The sequence below is a fragment of the Pelagibacterium limicola genome (assembly GCF_015694405.1).
Lineage (GTDB): Bacteria > Pseudomonadota > Alphaproteobacteria > Rhizobiales > Devosiaceae > Pelagibacterium > Pelagibacterium limicola.
This window is the reverse complement of the sequence record NZ_JADQDB010000001.1, coordinates 152,478-168,816: the sequence shown is the minus strand read 5'-3', so window position 1 is coordinate 168,816 and position 16,339 is coordinate 152,478. Positions and strand designations below refer to the sequence as shown.

Here is a 16,339-nt window from a genome sequence, read left to right as displayed (position 1 = left end):
GCTTCACAGGCGGTAATTTTCCCTCTAGGTTGATTCACACTTTCCATAAGCAATGAAAATTATTGCACAATTCGGATTTATCCATGACCCAGGCCGGAAACGAGATCGCCCTTCAGGGCGGGGGCGCCGACGCGACAGCACGCATTCAGGACGCTATCGATACGCTCAGTGCGGCCGGTGGCGGCAGGGCGGTTCTCAGCGCCGGGGTTTACCGGTGCCGCGGGCTGAGGCTGAAGTCGGGCGTGACGCTCCATATCGATGAAGGCGCCGTCCTGCGTCCGGTTCCGGACTACGCAGCCTACCAGGAAACCCGCGTCAGGATCATGGCGGAAGACAGCGACCGGGCAATGATTTTGGCAGAAGGTGCCCATGACATCGGAATCAGCGGGAAAGGCCTCATTGCCGCGGGGGGTGCGGCATTTATTGCCGGCAACGACGACGCAATGGGGACCTGGATTCCCAGCGCCATGCGTCCCCGCGTCATCGTTCTCGATCGCTGCACCAAGGTGCGGCTCGAGGATTTCACGGTACGAGAGTCGCCGATGTGGACCATTCATGCGATCTGCTGCAGCGATGTGGTGGCGCGCGGCATACGCGTATTCAACGATCTGCGCATGCCCAACACCGACGGTTTCGTCGTCGATGCGTGCCGGAATGTCGCCATCGAAGGCGTCGAACTGCGGACCGCCGACGATGGTGTGGTCCTCAAGACGACAGCCCTGCCGGACGGGAAGCCAAGCGGAGACTGCCGCCATGTTCGGGTCGCTGATAGTGTCATCGAGAGTCGGTCCTGCGCACTCAAGATCGGCACCGAAACGCACGGCGATTTCAACGATATCGTATTCGAGGACTGCCGGATCGAGAATTCAAATCGCGGGCTAGGCATCTTCTCGCGGGACGGCGGCAAGATCTCGAATGTGCGCTTTTCCCGTATTGCGGTCGATTGCCGCGAAACCCCGGACGGATTCTGGGGTTCGGGAGAGGCGCTGACAATCAATGTCGTCGACCGCAAACCACACCAGACGGCAGGTGAAATAACCAATGTTCTTGTCGAAGACATTACCGGTACGACAGAGGGGGCAATCAATATGGTTGCCCCGCAAAAGGGCCGGATCAACCAGGTGCGGCTCAGTCGCATCGCCCTGACCCAACAGCCCGGCCGAATCGGCACCGCGCTCCGTTACGATTTGCGTCCCGGTCCGGCTGATCTGGTGCCACCACCCTTGGGTTCGGGCCGCGCGAACGCCTGGGTCAAGGATGCAAGCGGTGCGGTGGTAGGGCTGGTGCCTTATCCGGACGGCATGCCTGGCCTTTATGCGCAAAATGTCGAGGACCTGGATTTGGACCGCGTCGCGATCACGCGCCCTTCTCCGATTCCCGAAGGGTGGAACGGTGCGGAGGCGGTGGTGTCCCACGCGACCGCCGAAAGCATGGACCGCGGCACACCCCAATTTGCTCGTGCGCCGCGCGCCCGTTGACGTCCGATTGCCGAAGGCAATGGCAGCGGTATATCGTCGAATGTCCGCAAACCAAAATCCCGCTCGACTTTTGCGCTTCGCGTCATCGTGGGAAACATATTCTTAAAGCCTGCCGTGCAATCTGGCTCAAAGTGGAGCAACTCGTTCCTTTTTTGTGACTAATCCCCCGGTTCGGCTGAACCGGTCAGAGGAGCGCCGGGCGCGTCGAACGGACCTGATGGCCGATAGTGAAACGGGCATTTCTGGACCCACCCCTCCCCATGATCCAGTCCTCTTGGCCGAAGTGCTCGCTGCGCTCGGGCCGGTTAACGGGGCATGCGTGCTCGATGGCACATTCGGCGCTGGGGGGTATTCGCGGGCATTGCTGGGCGCGGGGGCACGGGTGATCGGTATCGACCGCGACCCCACCGTTGCCCCTTTCGTCTCGACGCTTTCGGCTGAATTTCCCAACCGGTTCCGGTTCGTTGCTGGGCGATTTTCCGAACTCGACACATTGGCCGCCGACGGCGCTATCGACGGCGTGGTGCTCGATATCGGCGTGAGTTCGATGCAACTCGATCAGGAGACGCGCGGGTTTTCGTTCATGCGGGCAGGACCCCTCGATATGCGGATGAGCATGGAGGGGACGAGCGCTGCAGATCTGGTCAATACCCTCGACGAGACGGCGTTGGCGAACCTGATTTTCGCCTATGGCGAGGAGCGCGCTTCGCGGCGGATCGCCAAGGCCATCGTTTCGGTGCGCGCCGACGCGCCGATTACCGATACGAAGGCACTGGCCGATCTCATCGAAAAGACCATCGGGCGCAAGCCGGGCGGACCGCACCCGGCGACGCGGACCTTCCAGGCCCTGCGGATTGCGGTCAACCGGGAATTCGACGAGTTGGTCGAAGGGCTTTTCGCTGCCGAGCGGCTGCTTGGCGAGGGCGGGCGGCTGGCGGTGGTGACGTTTCACTCGCTCGAGGACCGCATCGTCAAGCGGTTCTTCGATGCGGACAAGGCTGCAGGAACGCAAAGCAGGCATATGCCCATGGCCGAGCGGGCCGAAGCGCGGTGGCATCCGGTACGCAAGCCAGTACGAGCCGGCGCCGCAGAATTGGACCGCAATCCGCGGGCGCGTTCCGCGACGCTCAGAAGCGCGGTGCGGACGGGCGCAGCGGCCCGGCCGGTGAACACGGCCGGTCTCGGTGTCCCCGGATTCAGGGGCGGGCGATGAACGCGTTTCTTTACCGGCTCAACATCTGCCTCGCGATTTTTGCAGCCGTGGCGCTGGTGGGGGTTTATGGGCAGAAACATCTGGCCGAACTCACGGCCAGCGAAATCCGGGCGATCGAGCGAGATATCGCCCGGCAACAGGCCGACCTTTCAATCCTCAAGGCGGATTGGGCCTATCTCAATCAGCCCACGCATATCCAGCCGATTGTCGACCGGCACAGCGAGGCGCTGAACCTGCAGGTCGCCGCTGCCAAGCAGTTTGGCCGGTTCGAGGACTTGCCCATGCGGCCACAGATGCGGCTCGATACCGAAGCGCTCGACAAATTGTTCGAGGCCATCGAGGCAGGCGAGGATCCAATCGGAGCGTTGCTGGAGGGTATTCTTTGAGCGCGTACACCAGCACTGAATCGACAATTTCGATCGAAGGCTCGCGCAAGGCGCGGGGAAATCTTACCCAGCGGCGTATCCGTTGGGCGATGTTTTTTGTGGCGGTCATTTTCGCGATCATGGCCGGACGGCTGGTGACCTTGGGGAATACCGAGGTCGATACGAACATCGAAGGTCAGACACGCGACGCGATCCAGGCAGCACGCCCGCCGATCCTTGATCGCAACGGGATCGAGATGGCGGTCGATATCCGGGTGCCGTCGCTTTTTGCCGAACCGCGCCGCATCATCGACGTGGACGAGGCGGCCGATGCGATCCTCTCCGTGCTGCCGCACCTCAACCGCAACTGGCTGGTGCAGCGGCTGACCGGCGACAAGGGTTTCGTATGGGTGGCGCGCGAACTCACGCCTGCGCAGGAAGCGCGGATCATGCAGTTGGGCATCCCGGGCCTCGACTTCCTCACCGAGAGCAAGCGCTTTTATCCCGGTGGGACGGTCGCCGCGCATGTGATGGGGGCGGTCAATATCGATAATGTGGGCATCGCCGGGGTGGAAAAACATCTCGACGACGACGATCTGGCCCTGCTGCAGGAACTCGGACTGGCGCGCGGCAACGCACTGACGCCGGTAAGCCTATCGCTCGACCTTCGCGTACAGCACGTGCTGCACACGGAGCTTTCCGGCGCGCTCGAACGCTATCATGCGGTGGCGGCAGCGGGCGCGATCATGGATGTGCGGACCGGCGAGATCGTCGCCATGGTCTCGCTTCCCGATTTCGACCCCAACGCGCCGGCCACGATGCTGGAAGAGGGCCGGTTCAACCGGATGACGGCGGGCAAGTTCGAGCCAGGCTCGACTTTCAAGACGATCACCTTTGCGGCGGCGCTCGATGCAGGGGCCATTTCGCTGACGGACCGGATCGACGCGCGGTTCGACATGCGGTTCGGCCGTTTCTCGATTTCCGACTACCGCGGGCAATACCGGATATTGTCGGTGCCGGAAGTGTATCGATATTCCTCCAATATCGGCACGATCCGCATCATGCAGGCGATGGGCAAGGACAATTTCCGCGCCTTCATTACGCGCATGGGCTTTGAGGGCGCGCCGCAGATCGAACTGCCCGAGCGCACGACCTCGGCCATCCCCTCGAACCTCTCGGAAGTTGGCGCGGCGACGGCATCGTTCGGGCACGGGCTGAGCATCACGCCGTTGCAGATGCTGACCGCCACCTCCGCCCTCGTCAATGGCGGGCATCTGATACCGGCCACGCTGTTCGAGCGCAGCGAAGAAGAGGCCATGGCGCTCGCGCAGCAGGTGATTTCGCCCCGGACGAGCGCGCAAATCCGGTATCTCATGCGTCTCAATGCGCTCGAAGGCTCGGGCAGCCGCGGCAACCGCATTGCCCAAGGCTATCGTTGGGGTGGCAAGACAGGCACCGCGGAAAAGGTCATCAATGGCCGGTATTCGAGCGCGAAGGTCACGAACTTTTTCGCCTCCGCGTTTCCGCTCGACAACCCCCGCTATGCGATGTTCATTCTCATCGACGAACCCGAGGCGGAAAACCCACAGTCGGGCCGGACCGCTGGCTGGAATGCGGGCGAAACCTCCGGGCGTATTGTGGCACGCGTCGCGCCGATGCTTGGCGTGCGTCCCAATAGCGATCCAAATCTCGATACCGCGCTTGTGCCGCCGGAACTCCGATTCTGAGGACCCATGACCTTGCCGTATACACTTTCCACATTGATAGAAGGGATGGCCGGAGCCGGACAGGTGCCGGCTCTCGAGGTCGAAGGGATCAATGCCGACAGCAGGCTGATCGGGGAGGGAGATGCGTTTTTCGCCCTGCCGGGTACGCGTGGACACGGCATCATATATTCGCGCGACGCCGTGGGGCGCGGAGCGAAGGTCATGGTCACCGATCAGAAACCCGAGGCCGATCCCGGGATACCGGTCGTCGTGGTGGACGACGCTCGCGCGGCTTATGCCAAGGCGGCGGCGTCGCTTTCCGGTCCGCAGCCCAAATATTGCGTCGGGGTGACCGGCACGAACGGCAAGACTTCGGTCGTGTCCTTCCTGCGTCAGATATGGAATTACGCGGGGATCCGTGGCGCGAGCATCGGCACGCTGGGTCTGGTGGTCGGGGACCGGCACGTGCCGGGCGAGTTGACGACGCCCGACCCGCTGTCCCTGCACAGGATGCTGGGCGAACTCAAGGCCGAGGGCATCGAGCACGTGGCGATGGAAGCATCGAGCCACGGGATCGACCAGCGCAGGCTGGACGGCGTTCATTTCACCGCTGCGGCCTTCACCAATCTCACGCGCGACCATCTCGACTATCACGAAACGATGGAACATTACCGCGACGCCAAGCTGCGCCTGTTTCGCGACCTGATCGGCAGCCGGGCGACGGCGGTAATCGATGCAGAAAACGAGGAAGGGTTGCCCTTCATGTTCGCTGCCCTAGATCGGGGGGCGACCGTGTTCACGGTTGGGGCCGGGGGCGCCCATATCGATGTCGAGAGCGTCACCAGCGAGGGATTTGGCCAGCGGGTCAGGGGCAAGCTGGTGGGCGAGCCGATGGAGTTTCTGCTGCCGCTGGTCGGACGGTTCCAAGTGGACAATGCCGTCGTTGCAGCGGGGCTGGCAATGGCGACAGGGGTCGAGAACAAGGTGGCCATCGCCGCGCTCGAACATTTGCAGGGCGCCAAGGGGCGATTGGAGATGGTGGCGCAACGCGAGGCACGCGCGGTGTTCGTCGATTATTCGCATACGCCCGATGCGCTGCGGAACGCGCTCGACTCCTTGCGGCCTTTCGCCAAGGGCAAGTTGTGGGTGGTGTTCGGGTGCGGGGGCGACCGCGACAAGGGCAAGCGTCCCGAAATGGGCAGGATTGCCGCGGCCCTGGCCGATGAGGTGATCGTGACGGACGACAATCCCCGCACCGAGAATGCTGCCGCTATCCGCGCGCAGATTCTGGTGGCGGCACCCGGTGCGGAAGAAATCGCCGACCGCGCAAAAGCGATCGGCCATGCAATTGCCCGAATGGGGGACGAGGACGTGGTTCTCGTCGCCGGGAAGGGGCATGAGGATTATCAGATCGTCGGCAAGACGAAGCACCACTTTTCGGACCATGAGGTGGTTCTGAAGGCTTTCGCGGACAAATTTTGAGGTTTGAAGGCGGGGCGGCAACGCCAGGTCGGATAAGGGTAGATGCGGTGCTGACTACAAGCGTGGCATGTTCGAACATGACCAGTCCAGACCTATGAACCCGCTTTACACGATTGCCGAAATCGTCGGGGCGACGGGCGGAGAGGCGCGGGGCATTGTTGCTGAAGCCGTGACTTCCATTTCCATTGATTCTCGCGAGATCGCTTCGGGCGCCTTGTTCGTTGCCATCAAGGGCGAGAATTTCGACGGGCACGATTTCGTGGCCAAGGCGGTCGAGGCCGGGGCGGTGGCGGCTCTGGTCAGTGCCGACAAGACTCATAGGCTCGATGGGCTACCGCTGATTGTCGTGCCTGACGCGCTGGAGGGACTTCGTGGGCTGGCGCGGTTTTCGCGGACACGGACCAGGGCGCGGATCGTCGCGGTAACCGGGAGTGTCGGGAAGACTTCGGTCAAAGAGGCGATCCGGGCCATTTTCTCCGCGCACGGGCCGACGCATGCCTCGATCAAGAGCTTCAACAATCACTGGGGTGTGCCCCTGACACTGGCGCGGATGCCGGCGGAAACGGCTTATGGCGTGTTCGAGATCGGCATGAGCGCTGCAGGCGAAATCACGCCGCTCTCGCAACTGGTGCGGCCGCATACGGCGCTCATCACCACGGTCGCGCCGGCGCACCTGGAATTCTTCGACTCCGAGGCAGGGATTGCGGTCGCCAAGGCGGAGATACTTGCGGGCCTGGAACCGGGCGGGCGGATCATTCTTGGAGCCGATCATGCGCATATCGGGCGTCTGCTCGCTCACGCGAAGGCCAGGGGCGCCGATGCGCTGACCTATGGTTTCGATGCGGGTGCTCGCGTGCGGATAAGCGGCTACCGGACGGAAGACGGAGGAGGCAAGGCTTCGGTCTCCGGGGATGGGCTCGATATCGAGCTCTCGGTCTCGACGCCGGGGCGGCATACGCTGGTCAACGGCGTGGGGGCGCTTCTCGCGGCGAGGGAGGTCGGTGTTCCCGTGGATGTGGCGCTCGATGTGCTGGCGACGCACGGCGCGCCAGAGGGAAGAGGGCTCGCGCACAGGTTGGGGGGTGGACCGAAACCGCTTGTCCTGATCGATGAAAGCTACAACGCCAATCCCGCCTCGATGGGGGCGGCCCTTGACGTGTTCGCGCAGATGACGGTGCCATCGGGCCAACGCGTGCTCGTGCTCGGCGATATGCGCGAACTGGGCGCCGCGGCAGATGCACTGCACGCGGCTTTGGCGCCTGCGGTACTGGCCGCTTCTCCGGATGCGGTCTGGCTGGTGGGGGAGCACATGGCAGCGCTCGGTGCGGCGTTGCCGGAGGGCCTAGTTGTCGGGCGGGCAACAGAGGCCGCGGAAATCGCTCCTGCACTGGCCGGTGCCCTTGCTTATGGCGACCTAGTTATGGTCAAAGGGTCCAACGGATTAAGGCTGGGCGCGCTTGTTGCGCATCTGCGCAGCCAGTTCGGCCACTGAAAGAACCCTAGGCCAGATGCTCTATTTTCTTCAGCAATTCGCAGACACCGTCACCGCGTTCAATGTCTTTCGCTACCTCTCGTTCCGGACGGGTGGGGCGATCATCACCGCGCTGTTCTTTGTGTTCCTGTTCGGGCCCGGCATGGTGGCGGCGTTGCGCATCCGGCAGGGCAAGGGCCAGCCAATCCGCGAGGACGGTCCGGCGAGTCATCTGATCAACAAGAAGGGCAAGCCCACGATGGGCGGGCTGATGATCCTTTCGGGGGCGCTGGTTTCGATCCTTTTGTGGTCCGATCTTTCCAACGTCTATGTGTGGGCGGTCTTGCTGGTGACGACGGGCTTCGGGCTCGTGGGGTTCTATGACGACTATCTCAAGGTCAAGCACCAGAACCATAAAGGGTTCGGCGGCAAGGCCCGGCTGGCCATCGAGACGGTGATCGCGGTGGCCGCCTGCATGATGATCGCGAGCCAGACCGGCGATCCCTACGGAACTTCGCTGCTGTTCCCCTTCGTCAAGGACCTTGCACTCAACCTCGGGCTCTTCTTTTTCATCTTCGGTGCCTTTGTCATCGTCGGTGCGGGCAATTCGGTAAACCTTACCGATGGGCTCGACGGGCTCGCCATCGTGCCGGTGATGATCGCAGCGGCGGCGTTCGGACTGATCGCCTATCTCGTCGGGAATCAGGTCTATTCCGATTATCTCTTCATCAATTTCGTGCCCGGAACGGGCGAACTGGCCATCGTTTGCGGGGCGTTGATCGGGGCGGGGCTCGGGTTCCTGTGGTTCAATGCTCCCCCGGCGCAGATCATCATGGGCGACACGGGATCGCTTTCCCTCGGCGGCGCCCTTGGGACGATTGCCGTTGCGACCAAGCACGAGATCGTCATGGCGATCATTGGCGGGCTCTTCGTGCTCGAGGCCGTTTCGGTGATCGTGCAAGTGGTTTCCTACCGGCTGACCGGCAAGCGGGTCTTCAAGATGGCGCCGATCCATCACCATTTCGAACATCTGGGCTGGACCGAAAGCCAGATTGTGATCCGGTTCTGGATCATTGCGATGGTGCTTGCGCTGATCGGGCTAAGCTCATTGAAGTTGCGCTGAAGCATTCCTCCTAACGATTGAATCTATTTTTTATAATTATGTGTGATTTGCTTCGATTCCCGGCACTTGCGTTATTCTGCATAAGTTGAATTACACTCCGGTAGCGGCTATCGTTTTCATTCGTAGGATTAGAAAAACATAGGCCGCTCCATGTTTCTTCACGCGGCGATTCAGGCGCTCCTTGTCATTGTCCTGGCATTCTCCAGCGCGGCTCCGGCTGGTGCGCAGGATGGCGGGGCATCGGCCGCCGCCCCCGTTCAGGTGCCGCTGACCGTCGGTGTTTATGTCCATCCACCCTTCGTGGTGGAGGTGGACGGTCGTTTCCGGGGCATGGCGATCGAACTTTGGGAACTGCTGGCGGGGCAACTCGCAGTCGAGAGCGAGTATGTCGAGTTCGGCAATATCGGGGCGCTCGTCGATGCTGCAGCGTCCGGCGATATCGATGTTGCCGTTACCAATTTGACTGTTACACGGGCACGCGTCGAACGTATCGACTTCACCCATCCCTGGTTCGATGCGGGCCAGCGCATAATGGTGAATGAGGGTCGCGGTTCGGGGTTCCGCGATGTCATTGAAGGGCTTAACGCATCCGGCCATTTGCGCGCTTATGCCTGGATCGCCTTTGTCATAGTGGTGGCTACGTTCCTTGTGACCCTGTTCGATCGTCGATTCGACAAGGATTTCCCGCGTCGTTGGCGCGACGGGTTTGCCGAGAGCTTTTACACGGTCATGTCGGTCGCCACTTCCGGCAAATCGCCCGCGCGCAAAAATTTGTTTGGCTGGATCGGGCGCATTTGGCAGGGGCTTTGGCTGGTCTGCGGCATCGCCGTGCTCGCCTATGTCACCTCCTCGATAACCAGCGTCATGACCATCTTGTCCCTGTCCAACCAGATCAACAGCGTGGCAGATCTCCCGGGACGGACCGTCGGGGTGCAGCCAGGTAGCGTCTCTGAGGATTTTGCACGGGAAGCGGGCTTTAACATGCTCCCATTTGATCATGTCGAGGATGCCGTGGAGGCCCTGCTGGACGGACGGATCGATGCGATTATCGGCGATGCGCCCGTACTCGAGTACCACGCCCACACCAACCCCCACCAACCTGTGACCGTGGTCGGGCCGATTTTCGCACCGGACAAGTATGCATTCGGCCTACCCCTCAACAGTGAGTTTACGCGCGCGCTTTCGGTGGAATTGATCGGGGCACATGAAAGCGGTTTGATCGAAGAGATCAGAATTGGATATTTCGGAAATGATCCATGAGGAGAATGGCCATGAATCGCTTCTTTCTGAGCGCTATGCTTATCGCACTACTGCTACCGCCGGCATACGCTAATACATGCGAGGAGGCGGACGATCAGGCGAGCATGACCGAATGTGTCGAGCAGGCCTATCAGGCATCGGATGCCGAACTCAACGAACTCTACCGGCAGATAGAGCATCGGCTGGGCGATGATGAGGACACAAAAAACCTACTGCTTGGCGCAGAGCGTGCCTGGGTCTCTTTCCGCGACGCAGAATGCACCTTTGCCTCATCTGCAGCCGCCGGTGGTAGCGCCGAGCCGATGGCAAGGGCCATGTGCCTTGGTGCCCTGACCCAAACGCGCATAGACGAACTTGAGCAATATCTCGCTTGCGAGGAAGGCGATTTAAGCTGTCCGGTACCACCGGCCGATTGAGATCCTGGCCAATTGGGCGAACCCGGCGCATGGTTGCGAAATGGTAACCAGTTCGGTGGTAATTCTCGCATTCTGCAAGAGTTCTGCATGAGTGCTGGAGTATCCCGCCTTGGCTGCGATCAACGCCTGGTTTTCTCGTGAACGCAAGACACCGGTCGCCGAATGGTGGTGGACGGTTGATCGCGAGTTGATGTTTGCGCTCGTTGCGCTGATGGCGTTCGGGGTGCTTTTGAGTTTTGCGGCCAGTCCCTCCGTGGCCGAGCGGATCGGGCTTGGCTCGTGGTACTTCGTGCAGCGCCATGTGATGTTCTGTGTTCCTGCGCTCGCCGTCATGATCGGCGCGTCATTTCTCGATGCGCGCTGGACACGAGTTGTGGCACTTCTGGTTCTGTTCGGGAGCATCGTCCTTCTGGCGCTGACGCTGCGTTACGGCAGCGAGGCCAAGGGCGCGACGCGGTGGATTTCCATCATGGGGATTTCGCTCCAGCCTTCGGAATTCGTGAAGCCGGGGTTCGCCGTAATCGCAGCCTGGCTGGTCAGCGAGAAGATGAAGCGCAAGGATGTGCCCGGGCACATACTGACGCTGATGCTCGTCGGGATCATCATCGCGCTGCTATTGCTCCAGCCGGACGTGGGGCAGACGGCGCTGGTCGCTGCGGTCTACGGGGCGCTCCTCTTCCTCTCGGGGATTTCCTGGTGGGTGATCGGCGCCCTGGGCGGGGCGGCAGCGGTGATGGGGGGAATGGCCTACCTCTTTTTCCCGCACGTGGCCCGGCGTATCGATGCTTTCATCAATCCCGAGACCGGCGATACCTATCAGGCCGAGCGCGCGCTTGAATCACTGCTCGAGGGGGGATGGTTTGGCAAGGGGCCGGGCGAGGGCATCGCCAAGCGGTACCTTCCGGACGCTCATGCAGACTTCGTGTTCGCCGCGGGCGCGTCGGAATTCGGGATTCTTTTCTCTCTGGTGCTGGTCGGATTAATCGCCTTCATCGTGCTGCGGGCGCTGGTGTTGGCCCAGCAACAGCAGAACCTTTTCAACCGTCTCGCGGCCAGCGCGCTCGCCGTGCTGTTCGGTGTGCAGTCCGCAATCAACCTGACCGTCAACCTCAATCTGGTTCCGCCCAAGGGCATGACGTTGCCATTCGTCTCCTATGGCGGCACCTCGATGATCGCGGTCGGCCTCTCAATGGGGCTATTGCTGGCGCTGACGCGCCGGAAACCGGAGGAAACCTTTGCAACGGGCTTGCCTATTCGCAGCGCCCTGCGCAAAGAGGAGTCATGAGCACATTCGTATTGATGGCCGGCGGCACGGGGGGGCATTTATTCCCCGCGCTTGCGCTCGCCCAGGAGTTGAACCGGCGCGGCCACGACATCCACCTCATCACGGACAAGCGCGTGGCGCAACATGGCGGGAGCTTTCCGGCACGCGAGGTCCATCAGGTGCCTGCGGCAACGCCCTCGATCCGCAATCCGGTCAAGTTCGTCAGGGCCGGGTTCACGATCCTTTCCGGCATATCCAGGGCAATGGGGATTTTGCGCCGGATAGATCCCGATGCGGTTGTAGGGTTTGGTGGCTATCCGTGCTTCCCCCCGTTCCTTGCTGCCGCGATGCTGGGAATTCCGGGCATATTGCACGAGCAGAACGCAGTGATGGGCCGGGCCAATCGCGCGCTGGCGCGATTTGCCGACACGCTGGCGATGAGCTTTGCCGAGACGCAACATGCGGACCGATACCGACTCAAGAAGGTGCTGACCGGGAACCCGGTGCGGGACCGCGTGCGCACCGCTGCGGATACGCCCTATCTGCCGATCGAGCCGGGAGGCGTCATACGGTTGCTGATCTTCGGCGGCAGCCAGGGAGCACGCGCGTTTGCCGACCTCGTGCCCGATGCGATCGCGGCGATCGACGAACCCCTGCGGCGGCACCTCGCGGTAACCCAGCAATGCCGTGAAGAGGATCTCGAACGGGTGACCGACCGGTACCGGGCGGCGCGGGTTAATGTCGAACTCGCGGCGTTCTTCGAGGATCTGCCCGAACGGATTGCAGCGAGCCATCTCGTTATCGGGCGGGCGGGCGCTTCGACCGTCGCGGAACTGACCGTCCTTGGACGCCCGGCGATCCTCGTGCCTCTGCCCGGCTCGCTCGACCAGGACCAGCGCGCCAATGCCGCGTTTGTCGAAAAGGCTGGGGGCGCATGGCTGGTCGACCAGGCCACGCTTTCACCGCAATCTCTTGCGACCCAGCTACACGAATTGTTGACCGCACCGGGCAGGCTTGCCGAAACGGCGGCCAAGGCCAAGTCCATAGGGATACCCGACGCGGTTTCGCGGCTGGCCGACCTTGCAGAACAGACCGCCAGGGGGAACCCATGAACACCAAGATGCCAACCGCCATCGGACCCGTCCATTTTGTAGGGATCGGGGGCATCGGCATGAGCGGGATCGCCGAAGTGCTGCACACGCAAGGCTATACCGTGCGCGGTTCGGACATGGCGATCAACCCCAACGTGCAGCGACTCCAGGCGATGGGCATTCACGTGGATATCGGCCAGCGCGCTGAAAACCTCGCGGATGCAGCGGTGGTCGTCGTTTCCTCGGCTATCCGTAAGGACAACCCGGAACTCGCAGAGGCACGCGCCCGGGGATTGCCGGTGGTGCGGCGGGCCGAGATGCTGGCAGAGATCATGCGCTTCAAGAACGCGATCGCCATTGGCGGCACCCACGGCAAGACGACGACGACCTCGATGGTCGCGGCGCTCCTCGATGCGGGACGGTTCGACCCCACGGTCATCAACGGCGGCATCATCAATGCCTATGGCACCAATGCGCGGCTCGGGCAGGGCGACTGGATGGTGGTGGAGGCCGACGAAAGCGACGGTACCTTCGTCAAGCTGCCCGCCGATGTGGCCGTGGTGACCAACATCGATCCCGAGCATCTCGACCATTATAAGGATTTCGATGGGGTCAAGAAGGCGTTCCGCCAGTTCGTCGACAATGTGCCCTTCTATGGCTTTGCCGTAATGTGCCTCGATCATCCCACCGTGCAGGCGCTGGTGGGCGAAATCGAAGACCGGCGCGTCATCACCTACGGCCAGAACCAGCAGGCTGACGTACGGCTGTTCGACGCCGAGGGCAAAAACGGGGTGTCGCGGTTCTCGGTCGCCATCCGAGACCGCGTGTCTGGGGATGAGCGGATCGTCACTGGTCTCGAACTGCCCATGCCGGGGGTCCACAATATGCTCAATGCGACCGCGGCTATCGCGGTTGCGACGCAACTGGGAATTTCCGAGGACGACATCCGGGCCGGTCTCAAGGGATTCGGCGGGGTGAAGCGGCGGTTTACCTGCACAGGCGTGGTCAATGGGGTAACCGTCATCGACGATTACGGGCATCACCCTGTGGAGATCGCCTCGGTGTTGCGCGCGGCACGGCAATCGGCCGAGCGGGACGTGATCGCCGTGGTCCAGCCCCATCGCTATTCGCGGCTTCACGACCTGTTCGATGAATTCGCCGCCTGCTTTTACGATGCCGATACGGTTCTCGTCGCGCCGGTTTATGCCGCCGGAGAAACTCCCATCGAGGGCGTCACCAATGCCGATCTCGTCGACCGCATCCGGGCGCGCGGGCATCGCGATGCGCGGGTGCTCGACGGGCCTGAGGAACTTGCGCCCATCCTTGCCGAGCGCACGGCAGGGGGCGATTACGTGGTGTGCCTGGGGGCCGGCAACATTACCTCTTGGGCTGCCGCGCTACCCGGCCAATTGCAGGATGCCGCCGCCCCCGCAAAGGCCAGCGCATGAGCTTTGCCGACCTTCTACCCGAGTTCGGGAACTGGATCGGCAATATCCGGGGCAATCTGATTGCCAATCAGCCGCTTGCCAAGGTGAGCTGGTTCCGCGTGGGCGGGCCAGCGCAGCTTTTCTTCGAGCCTGCGGACGAGGCCGACCTGGCCTTTTTTCTGAAGCATTTGCCCGAGGGGATTAAGGTCACGGTGATCGGGCTGGGCTCGAACCTCCTGATCCGGGACGGTGGCATCGAAGGCGTGGTGATCAAACTGCCAGCGAAGGCGTTTGGCGGGGCAGAGATACTTGAAGGCAACCGCATCCGGGTCGGGGCCGGGCTTCCGGACGTAAAGGTCGCGACCACGGCGGCCAATGCGGGGATCGACGGGCTGGAATTCTTCCGGGGCATCCCGGGAGCCGTCGGCGGGGCGCTCTACATGAACGCGGGATGCTACGGCACGGAGACCAACCAGCGCGTGGTATCGCTGCGCGGGGTCAACCGCCAGGGCGAGATCGTCGAACTCTCCAATGCCGACATGGCCTATCGGTACCGTCAGTCGAACGGGCCGGAGGGCGTGATATTCACGTCAGCAGTGTTTGAAGGCCTCCCCGGAGACCGCGAGGCAATTCTCGCCAAGATGAGGGACATCACCGACCGGCGCGAGAGCACGCAGCCGACCAACACGCGGACCGGCGGGTCGACATTCAAGAACCCGGAGGGACACTCCGCCTGGAAGCTGGTCGATGAGGCGGGGTGCAGGGGCTTGCGGATCGGCGATGCTCAGGTTTCCGAGATGCACGCCAATTTCCTCGTCAATCTCGATGCAGCAAGCGCGCATGATATCGAAATGCTCGGGGAGACGGTGCGCAGGCGGGTACGCGAGACTTCAGGGATCGAATTGCAATGGGAAATTCGCCGCATGGGTCGGTTCGAGCCCGGGCGCGAGGTTCAAGAGTTTTTGGATGGCGGCGTCTTTGCGGGCGTCGCTTGAGATTGTGGGATAGAATTAATGACCAAGCACGTTGCACTCCTAAAAGGCGGATGGTCCCATGAGCGGGAGGTTTCGCTCAGTTCGGGAGCGCAGTGTGCGGAAGCGTTGCGTAATTCGGGGTATGAGGTCACCGAGATCGACGTGGGCCGCGATATCGCCCAGGTGCTGACCAGGCTCAAGCCCGATGCCGTGTTCAACGCGCTGCATGGGCGGTTTGGCGAGGACGGGACGATCCAGGGCCTGCTGGAGATTCTCGGGCTTCCCTATACACATTCGGGCGTGCTGGCTTCCGCGCTGGCGATGGACAAGCATCAGGCCAAGGTGATGTTCAAGGCGGCTGGCGTGCCGGTGACCGATCACGTGATCGCCGCGCGCGCCGACATTGCCCGTCAGCACGTCATGACGCCGCCTTATGTGGTGAAGCCGTATAATGACGGGTCGAGCGTCAATGTGTTCATCGTCAAGGAGGGGCAGGAGCACCCGCCGCAGGAAATCCTGCGCTCCGACTGGGACGGCGACGAGGACCTGATGGTCGAGCGATTCATTCCCGGCCGCGAGCTAACCTGCGCAGTCATGGGTGACGTGGCGTTGGCCGTAACCGAGATCGTTACCGATCTGGCCTTCTATAATTACGAGGCAAAGTACGCTGCGGGTGGGAGCAACCACGTTATTCCTGCGCAAATTTCACCGAAAATTTACGAAAAAATTCAGAAAATGGCGCTCAAAGCGCACGCCGCGCTTGGCTGCCGGGGAGTGACTCGAACGGACTTCCGTTACGACCCGCGCGGCGGAGACGATGGCGAACTTGTCTGTCTGGAAATCAACACCCAGCCGGGCATGACCAAAACCTCCCTCGTTCCAGAACTGGCGGCGCACGCAGGACATACGTTCGAAGAGCTGGTTAGCTGGATTGTGGAGGATGCGAGTTGCAACAGGTAAGGCGTAGCGATGCCGTGTCCGCGCCTCCCGCTCCCAACAGTTCCCGTCCGCGCCTGAAACCCGCAGAGCCGATCAAGCCGATCCTTCGAGAACGTTCGCTCGCGGTGCG

Annotated in this window: 14 protein-coding genes; all 14 read left to right on the top strand. The window is 62.1% G+C overall.

Translation table 11 applies throughout. The features are described 5' to 3' along the window. Positions 1-83: 83 nt before the first annotated feature. The 14 genes from pglB to I2G20_RS00755 all read left to right on the top strand — a co-directional run bounded on the left by pglB (position 84) and on the right by I2G20_RS00755 (position 16,230). Positions 84-1,478 carry a polygalacturonase PglB gene (gene pglB, locus I2G20_RS00820; protein WP_196257780.1) on the top strand — a complete coding sequence of 465 codons (1,395 nt, stop codon included), beginning with the start codon at positions 84-86 and terminating at the stop codon, positions 1,476-1,478. A 217-nt stretch (positions 1,479-1,695) separates the two neighbouring features. Beyond that, complete coding sequence (rsmH, locus tag I2G20_RS00815; RefSeq protein ID WP_196257779.1) at positions 1,696-2,691, top strand: 16S rRNA (cytosine(1402)-N(4))-methyltransferase RsmH; 996 nt, start codon at positions 1,696-1,698, stop codon at positions 2,689-2,691. Further along, complete coding sequence (ftsL, locus tag I2G20_RS00810) at positions 2,688-3,077, top strand: cell division protein FtsL (protein ID WP_196257778.1); 390 nt, start codon at positions 2,688-2,690, stop codon at positions 3,075-3,077. The genes rsmH and ftsL overlap by 4 nt, the downstream gene beginning before the upstream one ends. Next, complete coding sequence (locus tag I2G20_RS00805) at positions 3,074-4,783, top strand: peptidoglycan D,D-transpeptidase FtsI family protein (RefSeq protein ID WP_246472714.1); 1,710 nt, start codon at positions 3,074-3,076, stop codon at positions 4,781-4,783. The genes ftsL and I2G20_RS00805 overlap by 4 nt, the downstream gene beginning before the upstream one ends. A gap of 6 nt (positions 4,784-4,789) precedes the next feature. Then, complete coding sequence (locus I2G20_RS00800) at positions 4,790-6,244, top strand: UDP-N-acetylmuramoyl-L-alanyl-D-glutamate--2,6-diaminopimelate ligase (protein WP_246472712.1); 1,455 nt, start codon at positions 4,790-4,792, stop codon at positions 6,242-6,244. A gap of 67 nt (positions 6,245-6,311) precedes the next feature. Then, positions 6,312-7,736, top strand: coding sequence for a UDP-N-acetylmuramoyl-tripeptide--D-alanyl-D-alanine ligase (locus I2G20_RS00795; RefSeq protein WP_246472709.1), 1,425 nt, complete (start codon positions 6,312-6,314; stop codon positions 7,734-7,736). Between the two features lie 16 nt (positions 7,737-7,752). After that, complete coding sequence (mraY, locus tag I2G20_RS00790) at positions 7,753-8,838, top strand: phospho-N-acetylmuramoyl-pentapeptide-transferase (RefSeq protein WP_196257777.1); 1,086 nt, start codon at positions 7,753-7,755, stop codon at positions 8,836-8,838. Positions 8,839-8,988: 150 nt separating this feature from the next. Next, positions 8,989-10,098 (top strand): transporter substrate-binding domain-containing protein, encoded by a 1,110-nt coding sequence (locus tag I2G20_RS00785; RefSeq protein ID WP_196257776.1) that lies wholly within the window; start codon positions 8,989-8,991, stop codon positions 10,096-10,098. Positions 10,099-10,109: 11 nt separating this feature from the next. Beyond that, on the top strand, positions 10,110-10,514 hold the full coding sequence (locus I2G20_RS00780) for a lysozyme inhibitor LprI family protein (RefSeq protein ID WP_196257775.1): 405 nt from the start codon (positions 10,110-10,112) through the stop codon (positions 10,512-10,514). Positions 10,515-10,605: 91 nt separating this feature from the next. Continuing rightward, entirely contained in the window at positions 10,606-11,799 is a 1,194-nt protein-coding gene (locus I2G20_RS00775) for an FtsW/RodA/SpoVE family cell cycle protein (protein ID WP_343070285.1), read from the top strand. Next, complete coding sequence (gene murG / locus I2G20_RS00770) at positions 11,796-12,890, top strand: undecaprenyldiphospho-muramoylpentapeptide beta-N-acetylglucosaminyltransferase (protein WP_196257774.1); 1,095 nt, start codon at positions 11,796-11,798, stop codon at positions 12,888-12,890. The genes I2G20_RS00775 and murG overlap by 4 nt, the downstream gene beginning before the upstream one ends. After that, the gene (gene murC / locus I2G20_RS00765; RefSeq protein WP_207747491.1) at positions 12,887-14,317 is read left to right on the top strand and encodes a UDP-N-acetylmuramate--L-alanine ligase; all 1,431 of its coding nucleotides are present in this window, start codon (positions 12,887-12,889) and stop codon (positions 14,315-14,317) included. Before murG ends, murC begins: the two co-directional genes overlap by 4 nt. Beyond that, the gene (murB, locus tag I2G20_RS00760) at positions 14,314-15,291 is read left to right on the top strand and encodes a UDP-N-acetylmuramate dehydrogenase (protein WP_196257773.1); all 978 of its coding nucleotides are present in this window, start codon (positions 14,314-14,316) and stop codon (positions 15,289-15,291) included. The genes murC and murB overlap by 4 nt, the downstream gene beginning before the upstream one ends. Positions 15,292-15,309: 18 nt before the next feature. Next, entirely contained in the window at positions 15,310-16,230 is a 921-nt protein-coding gene (locus tag I2G20_RS00755) for a D-alanine--D-alanine ligase (protein WP_196257772.1), read from the top strand. The last annotated feature ends 109 nt before the right edge of the window (positions 16,231-16,339 follow it).

Excerpts from the sequence above, each read along its gene's own strand:
- pglB (WP_196257780.1), top strand. The coding sequence starts at position 84 with ATGACCCAGGCCGGAAACGAGATCGCCCTTCAGGGCGGGGGCGCCGAC.
- rsmH (WP_196257779.1), top strand. The coding sequence starts at position 1,696 with ATGGCCGATAGTGAAACGGGCATTTCTGGACCCACCCCTCCCCATGAT.
- ftsL (WP_196257778.1), top strand. The coding sequence starts at position 2,688 with ATGAACGCGTTTCTTTACCGGCTCAACATCTGCCTCGCGATTTTTGCA.
- I2G20_RS00800 (WP_246472712.1), top strand. The coding sequence starts at position 4,790 with ATGACCTTGCCGTATACACTTTCCACATTGATAGAAGGGATGGCCGGA.
- I2G20_RS00795 (WP_246472709.1), top strand. The coding sequence starts at position 6,312 with ATGTTCGAACATGACCAGTCCAGACCTATGAACCCGCTTTACACGATT.
- mraY (WP_196257777.1), top strand. The coding sequence starts at position 7,753 with ATGCTCTATTTTCTTCAGCAATTCGCAGACACCGTCACCGCGTTCAAT.
- I2G20_RS00785 (WP_196257776.1), top strand. The coding sequence starts at position 8,989 with ATGTTTCTTCACGCGGCGATTCAGGCGCTCCTTGTCATTGTCCTGGCA.
- I2G20_RS00780 (WP_196257775.1), top strand. The coding sequence starts at position 10,110 with ATGAATCGCTTCTTTCTGAGCGCTATGCTTATCGCACTACTGCTACCG.
- murG (WP_196257774.1), top strand. The coding sequence starts at position 11,796 with ATGAGCACATTCGTATTGATGGCCGGCGGCACGGGGGGGCATTTATTC.
- murC (WP_207747491.1), top strand. The coding sequence starts at position 12,887 with ATGAACACCAAGATGCCAACCGCCATCGGACCCGTCCATTTTGTAGGG.
- murB (WP_196257773.1), top strand. The coding sequence starts at position 14,314 with ATGAGCTTTGCCGACCTTCTACCCGAGTTCGGGAACTGGATCGGCAAT.
- I2G20_RS00755 (WP_196257772.1), top strand. The coding sequence starts at position 15,310 with ATGACCAAGCACGTTGCACTCCTAAAAGGCGGATGGTCCCATGAGCGG.